At 59.4% G+C, this 18,716-nt stretch carries 18 protein-coding genes and 2 pseudogenes; 9 read left to right on the top strand and 11 right to left on the bottom strand.

What is annotated here, in order from left to right; genetic code table 11:
* Window positions 1-257 precede the first annotated feature (257 nt).
* Window positions 258-1,169 carry a PhnA-like protein gene (locus GGE33_RS27130; protein ID WP_183830543.1) on the bottom strand — a complete coding sequence of 304 codons (912 nt, stop codon included), beginning with the start codon at window positions 1,167-1,169 and terminating at the stop codon, window positions 258-260.
* A 371-nt stretch (window positions 1,170-1,540) separates the two neighbouring features.
* Here GGE33_RS27130 and GGE33_RS27125 point away from each other — a divergent pair, with 371 nt between their 5' ends.
* Window positions 1,541-2,704 (top strand): zinc-dependent alcohol dehydrogenase, encoded by a 1,164-nt coding sequence (locus GGE33_RS27125; protein ID WP_183830540.1) that lies wholly within the window; start codon window positions 1,541-1,543, stop codon window positions 2,702-2,704.
* 156 nt (window positions 2,705-2,860) lie between these two features.
* Here the strand turns inward: GGE33_RS27125 and GGE33_RS27120 are convergent, their stop codons facing one another.
* Entirely contained in the window at window positions 2,861-3,727 is an 867-nt protein-coding gene (locus tag GGE33_RS27120) for a glucose 1-dehydrogenase (RefSeq protein ID WP_183830537.1), read from the bottom strand.
* Between the two features lie 543 nt (window positions 3,728-4,270).
* Between GGE33_RS27120 and GGE33_RS27115 the strand changes: the two genes are divergently transcribed.
* Together GGE33_RS27115 and GGE33_RS27110 are read left to right on the top strand one after the other, a co-directional pair.
* Window positions 4,271-4,507, top strand: a complete 237-nt coding sequence (locus GGE33_RS27115) for a DUF6894 family protein (protein ID WP_183830534.1) — start codon at window positions 4,271-4,273, stop codon at window positions 4,505-4,507.
* Window positions 4,508-4,607: 100 nt separating this feature from the next.
* Window positions 4,608-5,534: a manganese catalase family protein gene (locus GGE33_RS27110; RefSeq protein WP_183830531.1), complete on the top strand. Its 927-nt coding sequence runs from the start codon at window positions 4,608-4,610 to the stop codon at window positions 5,532-5,534.
* A gap of 182 nt (window positions 5,535-5,716) precedes the next feature.
* On the opposite strand, the gene GGE33_RS27105 is transcribed toward GGE33_RS27110, so the two are convergent.
* From GGE33_RS27105 to GGE33_RS27085, 5 genes are all read right to left on the bottom strand, one after another.
* Window positions 5,717-5,884 (bottom strand): DUF2934 domain-containing protein, encoded by a 168-nt coding sequence (locus tag GGE33_RS27105; RefSeq protein WP_183830528.1) that lies wholly within the window; start codon window positions 5,882-5,884, stop codon window positions 5,717-5,719.
* A gap of 54 nt (window positions 5,885-5,938) precedes the next feature.
* On the bottom strand, window positions 5,939-6,442 hold the full coding sequence (locus GGE33_RS27100) for a DUF892 family protein (protein WP_183830546.1): 504 nt from the start codon (window positions 6,440-6,442) through the stop codon (window positions 5,939-5,941).
* A gap of 218 nt (window positions 6,443-6,660) precedes the next feature.
* Complete coding sequence (locus GGE33_RS27095; protein ID WP_153353700.1) at window positions 6,661-6,804, bottom strand: hypothetical protein; 144 nt, start codon at window positions 6,802-6,804, stop codon at window positions 6,661-6,663.
* 45 nt (window positions 6,805-6,849) lie between these two features.
* Window positions 6,850-7,059: a hypothetical protein gene (locus tag GGE33_RS27090; protein WP_148148543.1), complete on the bottom strand. Its 210-nt coding sequence runs from the start codon at window positions 7,057-7,059 to the stop codon at window positions 6,850-6,852.
* 52 nt (window positions 7,060-7,111) lie between these two features.
* Window positions 7,112-7,582: a hypothetical protein gene (locus GGE33_RS27085; RefSeq protein WP_153353698.1), complete on the bottom strand. Its 471-nt coding sequence runs from the start codon at window positions 7,580-7,582 to the stop codon at window positions 7,112-7,114.
* 137 nt (window positions 7,583-7,719) lie between these two features.
* Between GGE33_RS27085 and GGE33_RS27080 the strand changes: the two genes are divergently transcribed.
* Window positions 7,720-8,028: a hypothetical protein gene (locus GGE33_RS27080; RefSeq protein WP_148148545.1), complete on the top strand. Its 309-nt coding sequence runs from the start codon at window positions 7,720-7,722 to the stop codon at window positions 8,026-8,028.
* A gap of 62 nt (window positions 8,029-8,090) precedes the next feature.
* Window positions 8,091-10,755, top strand: a pseudogene (ligD, locus tag GGE33_RS27075) (DNA ligase D).
* On the opposite strand, the gene GGE33_RS27070 reads toward ligD, so the two are convergent.
* From GGE33_RS27070 to GGE33_RS27055, 3 genes and pseudogenes are all read right to left on the bottom strand, one after another.
* Window positions 10,756-11,250, bottom strand: a complete 495-nt coding sequence (locus tag GGE33_RS27070; protein WP_183830525.1) for a cupin domain-containing protein — start codon at window positions 11,248-11,250, stop codon at window positions 10,756-10,758.
* Window positions 11,251-11,510: 260 nt separating this feature from the next.
* A pseudogene (locus tag GGE33_RS27060) lies at window positions 11,511-11,876 on the bottom strand (GFA family protein); the annotation flags it as partial.
* 93 nt (window positions 11,877-11,969) lie between these two features.
* A complete protein-coding gene (locus GGE33_RS27055; RefSeq protein WP_183830516.1) occupies window positions 11,970-12,215 on the bottom strand; it encodes a hypothetical protein in 246 nt (81 codons plus the stop codon).
* A 140-nt stretch (window positions 12,216-12,355) separates the two neighbouring features.
* On the opposite strand from GGE33_RS27055, the gene GGE33_RS27775 reads away from it, so the two are divergent.
* From GGE33_RS27775 to GGE33_RS27040, 4 genes are all read left to right on the top strand, one after another.
* Window positions 12,356-12,481, top strand: coding sequence for a hypothetical protein (locus GGE33_RS27775; protein ID WP_281388899.1), 126 nt, complete (start codon window positions 12,356-12,358; stop codon window positions 12,479-12,481).
* Between the two features lie 354 nt (window positions 12,482-12,835).
* The gene (locus GGE33_RS27050) at window positions 12,836-13,588 is read left to right on the top strand and encodes an ImuA family protein (RefSeq protein WP_183830513.1); all 753 of its coding nucleotides are present in this window, start codon (window positions 12,836-12,838) and stop codon (window positions 13,586-13,588) included.
* Entirely contained in the window at window positions 13,509-15,020 is a 1,512-nt protein-coding gene (locus GGE33_RS27045) for a Y-family DNA polymerase (RefSeq protein WP_183830510.1), read from the top strand. Before GGE33_RS27050 ends, GGE33_RS27045 begins: the two co-directional genes overlap by 80 nt.
* Window positions 15,017-18,277 (top strand): error-prone DNA polymerase, encoded by a 3,261-nt coding sequence (locus GGE33_RS27040; protein ID WP_183830507.1) that lies wholly within the window; start codon window positions 15,017-15,019, stop codon window positions 18,275-18,277. Before GGE33_RS27045 ends, GGE33_RS27040 begins: the two co-directional genes overlap by 4 nt.
* Window positions 18,278-18,333: 56 nt before the next feature.
* Here GGE33_RS27040 and GGE33_RS27035 read toward each other — a convergent pair.
* A partial coding sequence (locus GGE33_RS27035; protein WP_183830504.1) for a hypothetical protein occupies window positions 18,334-18,716 on the bottom strand: 383 nt, incomplete at its 5' end.

The following is an 18,716-nucleotide window of genomic DNA, read 5'->3' as shown; positions in this document are numbered from 1 at the left end:
CGCGCAAGATCGAAATCGGCGTTCCTTCGTCCGGTGGCGCGCCGCTCCGGCTCGAATCCGACCGCAAGGTCGCCTGAACTTAAGCAACTGACAAGCTAGCGCTTGCTACAGCCGGCCCGATTTGGGGACTCGAACGCGAGGCGTGAGTGTATTGGGCTGATCAACCTCAACCGATCTCCACCCGGTCCGATCGTCGCGAGTAGATTACAAGCATCGCCGGGAGCGTTTCGCTTCCGGCGATGTCGTAGACGGCTGCATCAGACGCGATGCGTTTCTGAGACGACGACGTTGCGCTTCGTACCATACGAACCCCCGAACCATCCCGCGACCGCACCGAGTGCGAGCGCAAGGAAGCCGAGGATCGCACCCGCAGATATGGCAGCAGTTGCGGTCTGGGCAGCCTCGATCGCCTGCTGCTTGGCGGCCTGCATGTTATCCCGATAGGACTTTTCATACTGCTCGACCTGGGTCCGGGCCTGATCGACCGGAATGCCCTGGGCTTTTGCGACGGCGTCGGCGGCGCGAGCGCGGGCCTCCTCGGCCTTCGCCTGATCTCCAGTCACCAGAGCCTGCACGGAGGACACAGCCGCAGTCTGTAATGCCTGGGGGTCATTACCAGTTGAAGACCTGATTTGCTGTTCGATCCCAGCCATCGGATTTGTCGAGTTGGCAAGTGCAGGCGCCGCTGTCGTGGCGGCGGTGGCGGCGGTCTGACCAACGCCCCCGACGACACTTGCAAGACCGCTGAATGCACCGCCCACCAGCGCTCCGACAGAGGTCGTGAGCAGATAGAGCACGACAAGGGTCGTGACCGCCCAGGTGGTCAATCCATGATAGCCCCCCGTCGAGTTGCTTGGTCGGCCTGATAGTCGGCTCGAAACGTAGCCGCCGAGGAACGCTGCAATGATGCCCGCGAGCACGAACCAGATCCCGCCGCCGATGGAAAATGAACTTGCTGTCGGGTTGTCGGACGTCGCTGGGTCGAGGACAGCCGCGCCGATACCGACGCCGAGAAGATTGAGGAGGAACTGCGCCGCAAGCGCGATTGCCACACCTGCGAAGATCGCGCCCCAGCTCACCTTGTTATATGCCGCCGTCGCGGGTGCGCCGCCCCTTAACGTGTCGTGGAGGGTATCGTGGGGAAGATTGGTTGATACTGGGGTTGTCATGGTAGCCTCCGGCTAATTCATCACGGCTTCGTGAGTGTGGCCACAACTCGCCGGTGGACCACATGTTCCGGATGCGGGGAAATCGGAATGTTTCGGGTGACTTGTTACGATCTCTCCGCGCTTGGTGAGGCGGGGGGCGCATAAGGCGGAGGCTCCCCGGACCGTCGAACTCCATTTCCTTAGGGGACCCGCATCCTTGAAGACCCGCGCTATCGCTTGCCATTATTTTCCGCGCAGGCCGAATGCGGAATCCTCTGCCCGAACGGAGCTGGAACAGTTGATCACGCCGCGAGTTCCTGACGGGCTGACGGCGGCTGATTGCCCTGATGAGATTGAGGCAACGACCGACCGTAAATTGGGAGAGACCGCAGATGAAAGCTCTTACGTGGCATGGTAGCGGCGACATACGCTGCGAAACGGTAGACGACCCGGTAATCCAAGACGATCGCGACGCGATCATCAAGGTGACCAGCTGCGCGATTTGCGGCTCCGATCTGCATCTCTACGGCGGCTTCGTTCCCGGCATGCATGCGGGGGACGTCATGGGCCATGAGACGATGGGGGAGGTCGTTGAAGTCGGCCGCGGCAATTCCAAACTCAAGATCGGCGATCGCGTCGTAGTGCCCTTCACAATTTCCTGCGGTGAGTGCCGGCAGTGCAAATGGGGGCAGTTCTCGCTGTGCGAACGATCGAACCCCGCGGGCGCGGAGCAGGCAAAGCAGATCGGCTATCCGACCGCCGGCCTGTTCGGTTATTCCGAAATGTATGGTCGCTTCCCAGGCGGTCAGGCGCAGTATCTTCGCGTTCCTTATGCCGATGTTGGCCCAATCGTTGTGCCTGACGGCCTGAGCGACGAACAGGTCCTGTTCCTCTCCGATATCTTTCCAACCGGATACATGGCCGCCGAAAACTGCGACATCAAGCAAGGGCAGACGGTCGCCGTATTTGGCTGCGGGCCGGTCGGGCTGTTTGCCATCAAATCGGCTTTTCTGCTTGGCGCTGAACGGGTCATTGCCATTGACACCGTGCCGGAACGACTAGCCCTTGCCCGAGCCTCTGGTGCAGAAACACTCGATTACACGGATGAAGACCTGCAGGAGCGTATTCTCGCGATCACCAATGGGCTCGGACCGGATGCCGTGATCGAGGCGGTCGGGATGGAAAGCCATGGGGCGGGTGGCGTAGTGGAGATCCTCCAGACAAAGCTGACGTCAACCGAACGGCCCTACGCCCTCAGCCAAGCGATCCTTGCCTGCCGGCCTGGCGGCACGGTTTCGCTGCCCGGTGTCTTCGTGGGTTCGGCAGTCCCTGCGCCGCTTGGAGCCGTCGTGGGTAAAGGTCTCACGCTGAAGACAGGCCAGACCCATGTGCAACGGTATCTCCAGCCGCTTTTGGACCTGATCGTGGAGGGCAAGATCGATCCGTCGTTCCTGATCACCCACCGCATAGGCCTCGAAGAGGGACCGGAGGCATACAAGACTTTCCGGGACAAAGCGGACGGCTGCGTCAAAGTTGTGATCCGGCCCAATGGATAGGCGCCGACTCGGTTCTGGCCTCTCGGTTGGCTCAAGCGTATCTGACGTCATTTTGAGAGGTGAGGTCTTTCACCGTCGATGAGATTCTGCCTGTGATGCGAAACACCACCGAGGCCGGAGGAAACATGTTTCCGTCCGGCCCTGGAGTCTGAATAATTAAATCATGATTTCGCCGCCGGTGACCGGAATGACGGCGCCGGTCATATAGCTTCCAAGCTCGGAAGCGAGAAGCACATAAGCGCCAGCCAGTTCAGCGGGCTGGCCGGCACGGCCGATCAGAGTATTTTGCCCGAACTTCGCGGCTTTTTCTGCCGGCATGGTGGATGGAATAAGGGGCGTCCAGATAGGGCCGGGCGCGACGGCATTTACGCGAATGCCTTTTTCAGCGAGCATTTCGGCAAGGCCGGCCGTGAAGTTGGAAACGGCGCCCTTGGTGGATGCGTAGGCGAGAAGCTGCGGGGATGGCTGTCGCGACTGGATGGAGGTGGTGTTGATGATTGCACTTCCAGGCTTCATATGCGAAGCGGCGGCCTTTGCCAGAAAGAACGGCGCATAGATATTCGTGCGGAAGGTCGTGTCCCAGTCGTCGGCAGATATATCGGCGATGTCGTCGTAGGTTCGCTGAAATGCGGCGTTGTTGACCAGGATGTCTATACCGCCGAGTTCGTCGACCGCGCGCGCCACTAGCTCCTGGCAATGGTCTTCCGATGTGATGTCTCCGGCGATTACAAGCGCCTTACGGCCGGCGTTCTCGACCCATTTGGCGGTGTCGGCGGCATCGTCGTCTTCGTTGAGATAGGAGATTAGGACATCGGCGCCTTCACGCGCGAAAGCAATGGCCACGGCCTTGCCAATCCCCGAATCTGCGCCGGTGATCAGCGCGACCTTGCCTTCGAGTCTTCCATTGCCGCGATAGGATTTCTCGCCATGATCCGGGACTGGTTGCATCGACGCGGTTTTGCCCGGCGGCTGTTGCTGCTGTTCGGGATAAGGTGGCAGCGGGCGGCGTTGTTCTTCAGTCATGATATTCCTCCGGTTGAATGACGGAGGCTTAACCGGCGGGATCGGTAACTGTTCCGCGATCTGCCGGCGCCAATGCCAGAACGACAGAACTCCCGTTCCTGGGGGGTCTTTTCGTCTACATCAGCGCGTATGGAAGAAACAATGGTTACTCTGGTTAGAGTTCATGCGGGTCGCTACGATCGCTGGTGACCGCAAAGGCGATGACGTCGTCATTGACTGTTTTCCGGATCAAGCGCTGGCCGCGATATAGCTGCACCCGCCTTCAGCACAGCTGATCTCGTTTGTTTCCGTAGCGATTGAACAGGAGAGCTCGTTCTCGCGAGCGTCTTCCTGTTCAGCATGGCTCTGATACGTAACTCCCCTCTTCGGAAAGCCTTTCAGCTATTGACCGTGCTTTGCGCAGAAGAGGTCACGTGGGATGTGCGAGGACGGAGCTTTGGGGCTCAAATAGCCGGATCATACAACGTTGCCAAAAACTTCCGCGATTGTCGAAACCTTAGACGGTTTCCAAAGTTGGTAGCGGGAAACCAAGGAGCACTTTGCATGCCGAAGTACTATTTCCATATTCGAGACGGACAGGATCTGGCGCACGATCCCGAGGGCGCGGAATTCGAAACGCTTGAAGCTGCGCGGAGAGAAGCCGCCAACTCCGCCCGAGAACTTCTCGCGCAACGGCTCCTGCGTGGCGATGTCATCGACGGGCAGGCATTCGAGCTGACGACGGAAGATGGCGATATTGCTGACATCATTCGGTTCAAGGACGTCATGCGCTTGGAGTGATGCGAATTAAATCCAGTACGATATCGTACACTCGCATAATCTGAGGAACTATCGCGATCGCCGTAGGTTGGGCGCTTGTCTCCAACCGAAAGGAATTCTCATGTTCATGAGAGTAGACCAGCTCCAGGCGGAGCTGCCCGCACCGAAAGCTGCGGATCCAAATGCTGCAGCCGCCCTCCAAGAATTGCTTGGCGGCAAATACGGGGAAATGTCGACGCTAGGGAACTACATGTTCCAGTCGTTTAACTTCCGCTCGAAGTCGAAGCTCAAGCCCTTCTACAGCCTGGTTGCAAGCATCACGGCAGAAGAACTTGGGCATGTCGAGCTCGTCAGTAACGGCGTCGCGATGCTGAACAATGGTCCGGACATCCCCAACGGTGATGAAGGCGACGGTGGAGACATATCCGGTGCTCCGTTCAAGGATATGGCAGATATCCGTTTGGCCGCAAGTTTTCTGTCGGGCGGCGGCGGCGCGATGCCGATCAACAGCAACGGCCAATCCTGGAACAACGATTTCATCACCACGACTGGCAATGTCGTTCTCGATCTGCTGCACAACTTCCACCTGGAATGCGGCGCCCGCCTTCATAAGCTGCGCGTCTATGAGACCGTGACCGACCCGACGGGTCGAGAAGTCTGCGGCTATCTTCTCGTTCGCGGTTCGGTGCATGCGCATGCCTACGCGCTGGCGCTGGAGAAGATCACCGGCGTGGACGTGAAGAAATTCCTGCCCACCCCCAACATCCCGCTTGCCAACATTTCCGAGTGCCAAAAGTATCTCGACGAAGGGTCGCATCGGCGCCTCTACACCTGGAGCCCGAACGACTACAAGGAGATTGCGGGGATCTGGAGCAACGACGAAGTCGCGCTGCCGGGTGATCCTCCAGGCGAACTCGAGGTCGTCGATGGGATGCCGGATGGTGGCAAGATCCAGCAGCTTGTCGGCGTACCGTCGGCTTTCACTCCGGACTATGCTCCCGAGGAAATGTTCGAGATCGCCGAAAAACTTTACAAGAAATCTCGCTGAGCGTTCGGAAGTTGTAAAAACTAAAAAAGCCCGCCTTGGCGGGCTTTTCGCTATCCAGGCTGTGACAGGCTTCGTTGCTGCGACCAGGAAGCTGTTGGTACGCACAACAAAATCGGCCCTCCGAATAAAAACTCAGAGGGCCGATTTTCATGTCAGGTATGGTCATTCGGGACGCTCACGGCTTATTCGGCTTCGTCGTCCCAGGAGCCGCTCGGCGAGATGGCACGTTTCTCGTCCCATTCAGCGCTTGCCTGCGCCCAGTGCTCGTGCTCCTGCCCGTCTGGGTTTCCGGCCTGTTCCCAAAGTTCGTATGCCCTTCGGGCAACCCAGTCGTCGCGTTCGGTTTCCATGCTTCCTCCCTTAGCTGCAGCGGGACCGCGCTTTCCTGCGCGGCCCCGGTTACATTACGCGGCCTTCTTCGAACCCTTGGGGTTTGCCGATGTTTCGCCGAGCTGGGTCAAAAGCTGATCGGTCTCGAGCTCTTCCTGCAAGGTTGCATCTAGCAGCTCGACGGCTTCGGTCAGGCCAAGCTGTTTCGCCCAGCTTTTCAACGTGCCGTAGCGGGCAATCTCATAGTGCTCGACGGCCTGCGCGGATGAAATCAGGCCGGCGTCCAAGGCAACGGATCCCCTAAACTCGTCCATGATCTCTTCGGCCTCTGCAATGATGCCCTGGATGGCTTCACAGGTCTTGCCGCGCGCCGGCTTGCCGATCAGCTCGAACACCTGCTGGAGCCGTTCGATCTGGCCTTCCGTCTGTTCCTTGTGCTTCAGAAAAGCTGCCTTGCCTTCCTGGGACTGTGAGGCGCGGGCCATTTTCGGCAATGCCTTCAGGATCTGCTTCTCGGCGTAGTAGATATCCTTGAGCGTATCGAGAAACAGGTCGTCCAGGGTCTTCTCTGCCATGATAGTTCTCCTGAGTTACGGGAAGCCGCGCACGGTGATGCCCTGCCGTGCGCGGGCCGATAACGTGATCTCGCAGACGTTGTTCCGTCGTAATATGGATACTGTGTCGACGGTACGGTGTCGTACGAAAGTCAATTTTTGGCCGTTGCTGGCTTCTATGACGAGGGTCGAAAAGCCGCATTCGGACTGTCGAGTAGCGCCCGCTTTCAATTCGCGGGGATCTAGACTTCGTCCTTGGGTAATTTGCCCTCAGTGTCACGCAGCCCATCCTCCGCCGCTTTCTTCAGCTTCTCGCGATCTTTGTCCGCGACTGCGGGGTTGATGCGCGCAGCATCGCTGGTCGGGTCTGGGCTGTCGTCGGTCATAGTGGCGTCCTCTTCCGGCGAACGTTTCGGAATCTAGTTCGTAACCTAGCGTTTTTTTTCCGAACTGCTTTCTGCGGGATCGAAATTTATGTCCCAATCCTTTTTGGGGCCTTTCTGACCGGGCGGGACCTTATGTTCGGTCGCATCCTCGGATCCGGTGATTACAGTTGGCTTGGCGCTGTGGACGCCGGATGCATGTGGATCCGCCTGGGACGGCGCGTATTGACCTTTTGCATCGTCTTCCGGATTGGCCATTTTTTCCTCCATTTGGGTTCATTTTGGGCGGTCTGCGCTCCTTGAGGTCACATCAACGCGTCATGCCCCAGACGAAGCCGATGACGGCGGCGATACCAACCGCCGGCAATGGCTTGGCACGGATGCGCTGCTTCAGGTCAACGAGTACGTCAGAGGCTTGCGCCTTCGCGACGCGCACCGTCGCCGACCCAATCTCGCTGGCGCTCTCCCGCAGTCGCGCAATCTCCGCCTTCAGAGCTTCAAGCTCTTCGCGGGAAGATGCAAATGTCGTCCCATCGGTCTGCTCGGGCTCGCTCGTCGCTGCCAGAGCCTTATCGACGAGCGGTGCGTCCGAGCCAAAGCCAACCTCATTTGAGGGAGACGGCGCGATCCCGGTTGGGTTGGAGGTTGTTGTCGCCGAGACCGGGTCGGAGGCCGGGAATGTGGACTTGAGACCATCCTCGAGTTCAGATCCAACATCGCGGGACTGTCGGGCTTGTTCTTGTTCAAGAGCCTCAACTGCTGGGGATTTCGGCGGGGTCATTGGTGTCCTCCTGGGTTCAATCCACGAACACTTGCTGAGGCGTAAGGTTCCGTTTGTTTCAATCATCGTCGGTCAACGAAACCAGCCGCTCTTCCCCGCGTTTGTAGCTGTGACCTTAGGAAACAGGAGCGAGCCTCATGGCTGACGATAGTACCACCACCATCCGCGCAACGTTTGATACGCGCGAAGCAGCAGACCTTGCCGTCGAGCACCTGGTGCAGCAGCACGGGATCTCGCGCCCAGACATCTTCATTCAGTCTGCGACCGATCGAAACACAACGGGCTCGAAGCCTTCCGGTGGCGACGCGTCGCACGAGGGCGGATCACGTGATGACGCTGCACTAGAAGGGGAGATCGAGGTCTCGGCCGATATCGCTTCCGACCAGATTGCGGCTGTTCAACGCAGCCTCGGTGACGCCGGGGCGATCCGCGTGTCTGGACGCTGAATAGTTTGTGGGGCCGGCATAATGCCGGCCCCACTCGTTTGAGCTCAAGGACTAGCGAGCCGATGGCCGACAACCTCTCGACATACCGTGCCAAGCGCGACTTTAAGAAAACCGCAGAACCAAGCGGAGACGTTGAAGTCAGATCATCGAACCGCCGGCGGTTCGTGATCCAGAAGCACGACGCCACTCGGCTGCATTACGATCTTCGCCTCGAGCTCGATGGCGTGTTCAAATCCTGGGCGGTGACCAGAGGACCATCCCTCGATCCCGGCGACAAGCGGCTGGCCGTAGAGGTCGAGGATCACCCGCTCGACTATGGTGATTTCGAAGGCACCATTCCCAAGGGCGAGTATGGCGGTGGTACGGTGATGCTTTGGGATCGCGGCTACTGGGAGCCGGAAGGCAACCGGTCCCCGGAAGACGCACTGGCGAAAGGCGATTTCAAGTTCACGCTGAAGGGCGATCGGCTGCATGGCAGCTTCGTGCTTGTTCGTATGCGCCACGACCGCGACGGCGGCAAGCGGATCAACTGGTTGCTGATCAAGCATCACGACGAATTCTCCGTCGACGGAGATGGCGCGGCCGTGCTTGAGAAAAACCTCAAATCCGTTGCGTCAGGCCGAACTATGGAGACCATTGCTTCCGGCAAGGGCCGCAAACCGACGCCGTTCATACTTAACGGAAGCGGCGGTCGCCGCCGATGCCGTCTGGGACAGCAGCCAGGGTCTGGCGGCCGAGGAGCGCAAGGCCGGCCGTAACATTAAGCCAAAAGCATCCAAGAAACCGACCGCGGTCGAACGCCCTTCATCGGCCATGCCGGACTTCATTGCGCCCCAGCTTTGCGAGACGCTGGATCGCCCACCCTCCGGCAAAGGCTGGATCCATGAGATCAAATTCGACGGCTACCGGATCCAGATGCGGGTGGAAAACGGCGAGGTCACGCTGAAGACAAGGAAGGGTCTCGACTGGACGAAAAAATGGCCGGCTATTGCCTCGGCAGCGTCTTCTCTTCCCGATTGCATTATCGACGGGGAGATCTGCGCGCTGGACGAAAACGGCGCACCCGATTTTGCCGCTCTTCAGGCGGCGCTATCGGAGGGCAAGACGGATGATCTCGTTTACTTCGCCTTCGATCTCGTCTTCGCCGGAGATGAGGATCTGCGCGAATTGGAGCTGACCGAGCGAAAGGACAGATTAGCGGCGCTTCTCTCCGACGCTGGCAACGATCCGCTTGTTCGCTTCGTCGAACATTTCGAGACCGGTGGTGATGCAGTGCTGAAGTCCGCCTGTCGTCTTTCATTGGAAGGTATTGTTTCAAAACAGGCAAAGGCACCCTATCAGTCCGGCCGCTCAGACACTTGGGCAAAGTCGAAATGCCGCGCGGGCCATGAGGTGGTAATCGGCGCCTATGCCAAGACCACCGGCCGGTTCCGCTCGCTGCTTGTCGGCGTCAACCGCGGCAATCATTTCGTCTATGTCGGCCGGGTCGGCACGGGGTATGGCGCGAAGGTTGTTGAGACATTGTTGCCAAAACTGAAGGAGATGGAGACCTCGAAATCGCCCTTCACCGGTATCGGCGCGCCGAAGAAGACCACCGATATCGTCTGGCTCAAGCCAGAACTTGTTGCAGAGATCGAGTTTGCCGGTTGGACCGCCGACGGTCAGGTGAGGCAGGCAGCATTCAAAGGTTTGCGGGAAGACAAGCCGGCCGGCGAGGTCGAGGCCGAGACACCGGCATCTCCGGTCGAAAACGAGGTGCCAGATCCGGAAACCGCCAAGCCGGCCCCGAAGCGATTGCGCAAAGGAACGAAGGTGGACGTGATGGGCGTGATGATCTCCAACCCTGATAAGCCGCTTTGGCCGGATGCCGGCGACAACCAGCCGGTCACCAAGCTAGATCTTGCGCACTATCATGAGGCTGTGGGCGCATGGTTGATCGACCACATCAAAGGTCGGCCCTGTTCGATTATCCGCACGCCGGATGGGATTGGTGGTGAGCAGTTTTTCCAGCGCCATGCCATGCCGGGGACGTCGAACCTGCTCGAACTCGTTACCGTGTTCGGCGACAAGAAGCCTTACCTGCAGATCGACAGGGTGGAGGGGCTGGCGGCCATCGCCCAGATCGGCGGCGTCGAACTTCATCCATGGAACTGTGAGCCCAACCAGCCGGAAGTCCCCGGACGGTTGGTCTTCGATCTCGATCCCGGTCCAGACGTCGGCTTTTCTACCGTCGTCGAAGCGGCGCGGGAAATCCGTGATCGCCTCGAGGACCTTGGCCTCGTCAGCTTCTGCAAGACGACGGGCGGCAAGGGCCTGCATGTTGTCACGCCCTTGGCGGCGCCAAAAGGCAGGAAACTGAGCTGGGACGAGGCTAAGGTTTTTGCCCATGACGTCTGCGAGCAGATGTCCCTCGACAACCCGGACCTCTACCTGATCAAGATGGCCAAGAACCAACGCGAGGGTCGCATTTTCCTCGATTATCTGCGCAACGATCGCATGGCGACGGCAGTGGCGCCGTTGTCACCGCGGGCTCGCCCTGGTGCGACAGTCTCGATGCCGCTCTCCTGGACGCAGGTTAAAGCTGACCTAGACCCGAAGCGATTTACGGTGAGGACCGTGCCGAACCTGTTGAAGAAGAGCACGGCTTGGCAGGATTATTGCGACGGGCAAAGGCCGCTGGCCCAGGCCATCAAGCGGCTGGAGAAGCTGACAAAAGCTGTCGCCTGATCATGCCGTCGTCGATTTACGCCACAGCTTGGTGAGAGCTCCGTAGGGTCCCTGGACAGGATCGGTGTCGGGCAGGGGCAGGCCTTTGATCTTGGCCACCATTTCTTCGGTCGCTGCCGACGTCTGGATATCGGCGTGTTGACGGGGCGGATAGGCGCCCACAACTTGAAAATCGGCAGATGATCCGAGGTTTTGATGGCCCGTTCCCGCGGGCAAGATGAGGCAGGAGCCTGCCTTCAAGGCAAACTCACGGCCGCCGGGGCCGCCGATAAGTAAGGTAGCGCTGCCGGAGGCGACACCCAGCACCTCGTGGGCACCCGAATGGTAATGCTGGTAGGTGAACACGCCATTCGTCCAGATGCCCGCCCATCCATTTCTTGCAAACAGGCTTTCGAAGCCACCATCAGGGATAGGGGCGTTATAGACCAGCACTGGAAGCTCTTGGTTGTTAGGGACCCAGTCGCTAGCGTGAAAGGTGACGGCCTCGACATCCATGCACTGCATCCCCTATTTCGTCGGCTCATCACTTTCGTCGTTCAAAGATGGTAGGAAGGTCTCGACATCTCGCCGATCCCGGTCGGACAATGAGGCAATTTTTGCCTTCCAGAATGCGTCGGCTTCAGGTGGATCCCCGTCCCAGTCGCGCGAGGATCCAAGGTTGTCGTCAATCACCGCGACACGGCGCCCGCCAAGGCGCCGGTACTCATCGGCGAGTTCTTTTGATGCATTATCCATTTGGTTTCCTCCCCATATATTCGGTCCTCCTCGAACTGTTCAGCGCCTGGCAGTGCAGGCAGCCATGGCTCACGGCGCTTGATCCAAAGCTCGTAAGTGGGCGCTAGACCGCTCGGTGCATCCTGTAGGCTTCCGAGCTTGATTTCGGCTTCCTCGGCATCATAGGCAAACAGCCGGGAGCAGCATCGGCAGAATTGGCGCCCCGCGTATTGATCCGTCTCACCGGACGTCTCAAACGCGGAAGCGGGCCAGATGCCGAAAAAGGTGAATGCCGAACCGCTTTCCTGCCGGCAGTCAGTGCAATGGCAGATTCCGACGCGTATCGGCTCACCGTCGACACTGTATGTCACCTTGTCGCACAGGCATCGGCCCAGTCGTTTGACCATCACTGCTCTCCTTAGAATTGCCGCGGCATGCCGTAGGTGCTGGTCTCGAGGCCGGCAGCGAGAGGCGCAACCAACCGTTGCAGGCGTTGCGCCTCAAGGATCTTCGTCGATCTTCCGCTGGAGCTCGACGTCGGTCATCGCATTTTGCTGATCAAGCAGATATCGTTCGACATCTCCTCCGCAAGCTTCCTTGATTTGGGCGACCGTAAAACCTTCAGCCTCGCCGCTCACGATCAGGATTTTCGCCTGATCGCGAAACTCTGCCTTGTTCTCATTAAACCCAGGTGAGTTGATGATCTCCTGGATGCGATCATCCAACCAGTCGTTGATTTCGGCCATCCCAATACTCCTTACATCGAATGGGATCTGGCGCGGATGAGCGTCATGGCAAGCGGGCAGACGCTTTTATCCGCTCGTAGACCAACCCTTTAATCGTGATCGGGTGAAAGCAATGGCGAATGGAGGCAGGGAAAACACGTGTGACATTGATCGCCATCGGCGCTGATCAGACGATCGCACCCCATTGCAGCCATCCGCCGCAACCGGGCAAAAGTCATTCCCGCGCCATGCTTGCGGACAAGGACCTTCCGCTCGAGCGCGTCTGACCGTCCACATGTCCGGCACTCGACCTTGATCATTGGCTCCTTTATCTGCTTCAGCGTTGTGGTGAGATCGAAGACCGGGAAGTGATTAGGCTTCAAATGTATGCCCTGCCAGACTCTGGGAGCGGACGTAGTCCTCTCAAATTTTCTTTTTGGCTGCCGTGTGGCCGACCGCCGACCGTAGTCACCTGATTCGAAACCGGAATCCGCAGAATCTCTAAAATCATGAGACTGTATTCCTATTTATCTCCCGCTTGACTCCTCTTCCGTAACGGAACAGATACAGAACATCAACTGTTCTGGCGGCATGATGTCGTCCAATTTCAACCAACGCGAACCGGAAGGAATCCGCGATCGATGTCGGCTGTCCGTGCTCAAGTCCTTGCTGATCTGCGCGAGCGCATCTCTTCCATCGAAGGGGAGGGCGCGAAGAAAGCGGGCTGTCTTCCTTTCGGGATCGCGGAGATCGACGCCATTCTTCCTGGTGGCGGACTGGCCAACGGGGCTCTGCACGAATTTGCGGGCGGCGGTTCGGGAACGGTGGATGGTGCCGCGGCTGCATTATTTGCAGCCGGGATTGCGGCCAGAACCAAGGGACCGGTGGTCTGGTGCCTGACGCGGCCGGACCTGTTTTTTCCGGCGCTGGCGCAAGTGGGGTTGCATCCGAAGCGGGTGATCTTCGTGGAGAGCGACAGGGAAGAAGATGTTGCCGCTAACATGGAGGAGGCCTTGTCGTATGGCGGGCTCGGCGCCGTCGTAGGCGAGATGGTGAGGCTGCCTATGGTCGTAAGCAGACGGCTTCAGCTTGTGGCCGAACGAACCGGGACCTTTGCGTTGGCAGTACGGCGATGGCGGCGGCAAACGGAGGCAAACGACTTTGGGCAGCCGACGGCATCCACCACGCGATGGCGGGTGAGCGTGCTTCCGTCGCAAGAGCTCCCGGTTCCCGGGATCGGACGGCCTCAATGGTTTCTTGAGTTGATGAGATCGCGTGCGGGCGAGTGTGCTGAGTTTTACGTCGGAGCGTGTGATGACAAGGGTCGTATCCATCTATCTTCCGGATCTGGCCACGGACAGGATCAGACGGGACGATCCCGCTATTCCGGATGACCGCCCGATCGCTGTCATCGCCAGTAGCGGTGCTAAGCGCTGGGTGTCTGCTATCGATAAGGCCGCCCGACAGATCGGTGTTAGGGTGGGAATGCCGGCCGCGAAAGCTCAGGCGATCTTTCGGGGACTTATGCTGGTTGATGGGGATCACGCGGCCGATGCCTTGGCGCTGGATCGCCTGGGGTTGTGGGCGCTTGGCCATTATTCGCCGATCGTGGCAGTCGACGGCATCGATGGCCTCGTGCTCGATACGGAAGGTGCCGATCATCTTCAGGGTGGAGAGCAGCCGATGATCACCGGCATCGTCAACATGTTCCGTGCCAGAAAGCTCACCGCAAGGGTCGCAATCGCAGACACCTGGGGCGCGGCGCATGCCTGCGTGCGTGCAATAAGGCGCGATACCGTCATCGTACCGCGCGGCGAGATTGTTCGCGCAGTAGAAAAGTTACCGATCTCCTTGCTCAGGCTTCCAGAGAAGGTGGTGCAGGATCTGCGGGTCCTCGGCTTCCAATCGATCGGAGAACTTTCGAATACGCCAAGGGCGCCACTGGCGCTGCGCTTCGGGCCGGAGGTCGGACGTAGGCTTGACCAGATGTTCGGACGCATGAATGAGCCCATCGATCCGATACGCACAGCGGATCTAATCGAGGTCTCGCGATCGTTTCAGGAGCCGATTGGCGCCGCCGAGACGATCAACAAGTATGTCGGCAGACTGGTCGTACAGCTCGTTGCCGAGCTTGAGAAGCGCGGCCTCGGTGCGCGGCGGGCAGATCTGATCGTGCACAAGGTCGATAATACGATCCAGGCGATACGGGCAGGGACGGCCAAGCCCGCGCGCGATATCGCCTGGCTGACCAAGCTCTTCCGTGACCGAACCGAAAAGATTGAACCCGGCTTCGGCATCGAGAAGCTGACGCTGGTGGCCGTCGCCGCCGAGCCCTTGGCGCAAGAACAGAAGGTTTCCTCGCTTGTCGAGGAAGAGAACAGCGATATCACGCCATTGATCGATGTGTTCGCAAATCGCGGCCAAAGGGTCTACCGGGTCGCTCCCTTCGCCTCCGATGTCCCCGAGCGCAGCGTCCAACGGGTTTCAGCCGTTGCGGACGAAGTCCAAGAAGGCTGGGCCAGCCACTGGCGGCGGCCGGTTCGCCTGTTCCGCCGACCGGAGCAGATCCAGGCGATCGCGATGATGCCGGACTATCCGCCGGCTACCATCACCTGGCGTGGTAAGCGCCACCGCGTCAAACGGGCCGACGGCCCGGAGCGCATCTTCGGCGAATGGTGGATGCGGCCAAACGAGCTGGAAGCCGTTCGCGACTATTTCGTCATCGAGAACGATGATGGCGAGCGCTTCTGGATTTTCCGGTCCGGCGATGGTGTGGACCCGGACACCGGAACGCACAAGTGGTTCATGCACGGGATCTTCGCATGAATTACGCCGAACTCCAGGTGACGACCCATTTCAGCTTCCTGCGGGGGGCATCCTCCGCTCAGGAGCTGTTTGCGTCCGCGAAAGCACTCGGCATCGAGGCGCTGGGTGTGGTCGACCGCAATTCGCTGGCAGGGATCGTGCGCGCGCTCGAGGCATCGCGGGACACAGGCCTTCGTCTCGTCGTCGGATGTCGCCTGGATTTGCAGGACGGTATGTCGGTCCTCGTCTACCCGACCGATAAGGCGGCCTATTCGCGGCTGACCCGGTTGATCACGCTTGGCAAGGGCAGGGGCGGCAAGGACAACTGCATCCTCCACCTCGATGATGTCGCACTATACGCGGAGGGCATGATCGGCATTCTCGTGCCGGATCTCCCGGACGACACGTGCGCGCTCCAGCTGCGTAAGATGACAGACACCTTCGGCAGGCGGGCCTATGTCTCGCTCTGTCTCCGAAGGCGGCCGAACGATCAGATGCGGCTTCACGAGTTATCGAACATGGCGGCGAAGTTTAAGGTCAAGACGGTCGTCACCAACGATGTTCTCTTCCATGAACCGTCCCGCCGGCAACTTCAGGACATCGTCACCTGCATCCGCGAAGGCACCACGATCGATGCGGTCGGCTTCGACAGGGAGCGGTTTGCCGACCGCTATCTGAAGCCTCCGGAGGAAATGGAGCGGCTTTTCCCCCGCTATCCTGAAGCACTGGCGCGGACGATGGAGATTGTCGAGCAATGTCGGTTTTCGCTGGAAGAGCTCACCTACGAATATCCCGAGGAGGCGCTGATCGACGGACTGGATGCGCAACAGTCGCTGGAACAGTGCGTCCGTGACTGCATTCCGATCCGCTACCCCGAAGGCCTTCCCCAGAAGGTGTTGCGCTCGGTCAGGCATGAACTCGATCTCATAAAGGAAATGGACTACGCGCCCTATTTCCTCACGGTCTACAGCATCGTCCGTTTCGCCCGCAGCCAGGGCATCCTCTGCCAGGGCAGGGGCTCGGCTGCCAACTCGGCGATATGCTACATCCTCGGGATCACCAGCATCGATCCGGAGACCAACGATTTGCTGTTCGAGCGTTTCGTCTCCAAGGAGCGCAACGAGCCGCCGGATATCGATGTCGATTTCGAGCACCAGCGGCGCGAGGAGGTCATCCAGTGGATTTATAAGACCTATGGCCGCGACCGGGCAGCGCTCGTCTGCACCGTCACCCGGTATCGGGCCAAGGGCGCCATCAAAGATGTCGGCAAGGCGATGGGTCTGCCGGAGGATGTGACAAAGGCATTGTCCTCTGGCCTTTGGTCATGGTCGGAAGAGATTACCGAGCGCAATGTCCGCGAGCTGAACCTCAACCCGGACGACTACCGCCTGGTGATGACCCTGCGTCTTTCGCGCGAGCTGATGGGTGCCCCACGGCATCTCGGTCAGCATGTCGGCGGCTTCGTGCTGACACGCTCGCGTCTCGACGACCTCGTGCCGATCGAGCCAGCCGCCATGGAAGATCGTCAAGTAATCGAATGGGACAAGGACGATGTCGAGGCGCTGAAAATGATGAAGGTCGACGTGCTGGCGCTCGGCATGTTGACCTGCATGCAGAAGGCGTTCGACCTGATCCGGGAGCATAAGGGAGAGGATCTTGATCTCGCCAGGGTCAAGCAGGAGGACAGCGCCACATATGCGATGATCCGCAAGGCCGATACACTCGGAACGTTTCAGGTCGAGAGCCGAGCACAAATGTCGATGCTGCCACGGCTCAAACCGCGGACGTTCTACGACCTGGTTGTCCAGGTGGCTATCGTCCGACCCGGGCCAATCCAAGGGGATATGGTGCATCCATACCTCCGCCGCCGCGAGGGTAAGGAGCCGGTTGAATACCCGACGCCTGAGCTCGAAGCCGTGCTCGGCAAGACCTTGGGCGTGCCGCTGTTTCAGGAATCAGCGATGAAGGTTGCTATGGTCTGTGCCGGGTTTACCGCCGGCGAGGCGGACCAGCTGCGCAAGTCGATGGCGACGTTCAAATTCACCGGTGGTGTCTCACGGTTCCAGGCCAAGCTGATCGACGGCATGATCAACAATGGCTATACGCGCGAATTCGCCGAACGAACGTTCAAGCAGCTTGAAGGTTTCGGCTCCTATGGCTTCCCGGAGAGCCATGCTGCTTCGTTTGCTCTGATTGCCTACGCATCCTGCTTCATCAAATGCCACTTCCCGGACGCCTTCGCCGCCGCACTGATGAACTCCCTTCCGATGGGCTTTTATGCGCCGGCTCAGATCATTGGTGATGCGCGCAAGCACGGCGTCGAAGTGCGCCCCATCTCCGTTCAGCACTCGCGATGGGACTGCACGCTCGAGGAAATCCCCGGCTCTGATCGCCACGCCATCCGGCTCGGTATGCGCCAGGTGGATGGATTGGCGGTCGCAGACGCCGCGCGGATTGTTGCCGCCCGTATGGAGCGGCCGTTCGAGACTGTCGATGATGTCTGGCGACGATCGGAGGTGCCGGCCGAGGCGCTTGTCCAGCTGGCCGAGGCCGACGCATTCCGGCCGGCGTTTGGCCTCGAACGGCGTGATGCTCTATGGGCAATCAAGGCCCTTCGCGATGAACCGCTTCCGCTGTTCGCCGCGGCCGCGGCTCGGGAGGAGAGGGCCGTGACCGAACAACAGGAGCCGGAGGTTACGCTCAGGCAGATGACAGAAGGCCATAACGTCGTCGAGGACTATGCGCATGTCGGGCTCACGCTCAGGGAGCACCCAATATCATTCCTTCGCCGCGATCTCGCCGAACGCCGGATTGTCACCTGCGCAGACGCGATGAATGCAAGGGACAAGAGTTTTGTCTGCGCCGCCGGACTGGTGCTCGTCCGCCAAAAACCTGGAAGCGCCAAGGGCGTGATGTTCATCACGATCGAAGATGAGACCGGCATCGCCAACATCGTTGTCTGGCCGAGCCTCTTCGAAAAGCGGCGGCGCGTCGTGCTCGGAGCGAGCATGATGGCCATCCATGGAAAAATCCAGCGCGAGGGCGAGGTCGTCCATCTGATTGCGAGGCAGCTTGAGGATCTGTCCGGAGACCTCGCAGCGCTTTCCGATCGTGATGTCGAATTCAGGCATCCAACGGGACGGGGCGACGAGTTCGCGCATGGTTCGCCGGGTGGCGGAGATGCTCGGGACCGGCCGAAGCCGAACAAGGTCCGCGACATTTTCGTGCCCGACTTGCACATAGACACACTGAAGGTCAAAAGCCGGAACTTCCATTAACGCTGGAAACTAGCCCATCCGGTTCTGCCGGTGGGACACGACAGTCATAGCCATCTTCACGGCGTGCTCCAGGGATGGTTCGGCCCAAATACGGTGACAGCTTTTTGGTCCGCCTGTGGAGGTTCGAACCCTGAGAGGGCGATGCCCAGCCTCGGAAATATGATAAGGCCGTTTCGCTCCTTTGCGGCATCGTCGCGCTTGCGCAGGGCGGCGACGACATCGCGCTCCTTCGCCATCAGATCGAGGCCATCGAGAAACAGACCGCCGGAGATCTCCGGAAGAAGATTGATCTCGATCAAGGCGTCGTCGACGAAGACCAGGGCGGGGGATGTCTGTCCGTATTCTAGAGCGTTTCCTCGTATTTCTGAATCGTTTCGGATACCCAAATCACCTGTGTTCTGATTCACTGATGCTGGCTGGATGGAGGCCAGCATTCTAT

Origin of the sequence: Aliirhizobium cellulosilyticum, from assembly GCF_014198105.1 — a bacterium.
Taxonomy (GTDB): Bacteria; Pseudomonadota; Alphaproteobacteria; order Rhizobiales; family Rhizobiaceae; genus Neorhizobium; species Neorhizobium cellulosilyticum.
This window is presented reverse-complemented; position numbering and strand designations above follow the sequence as displayed.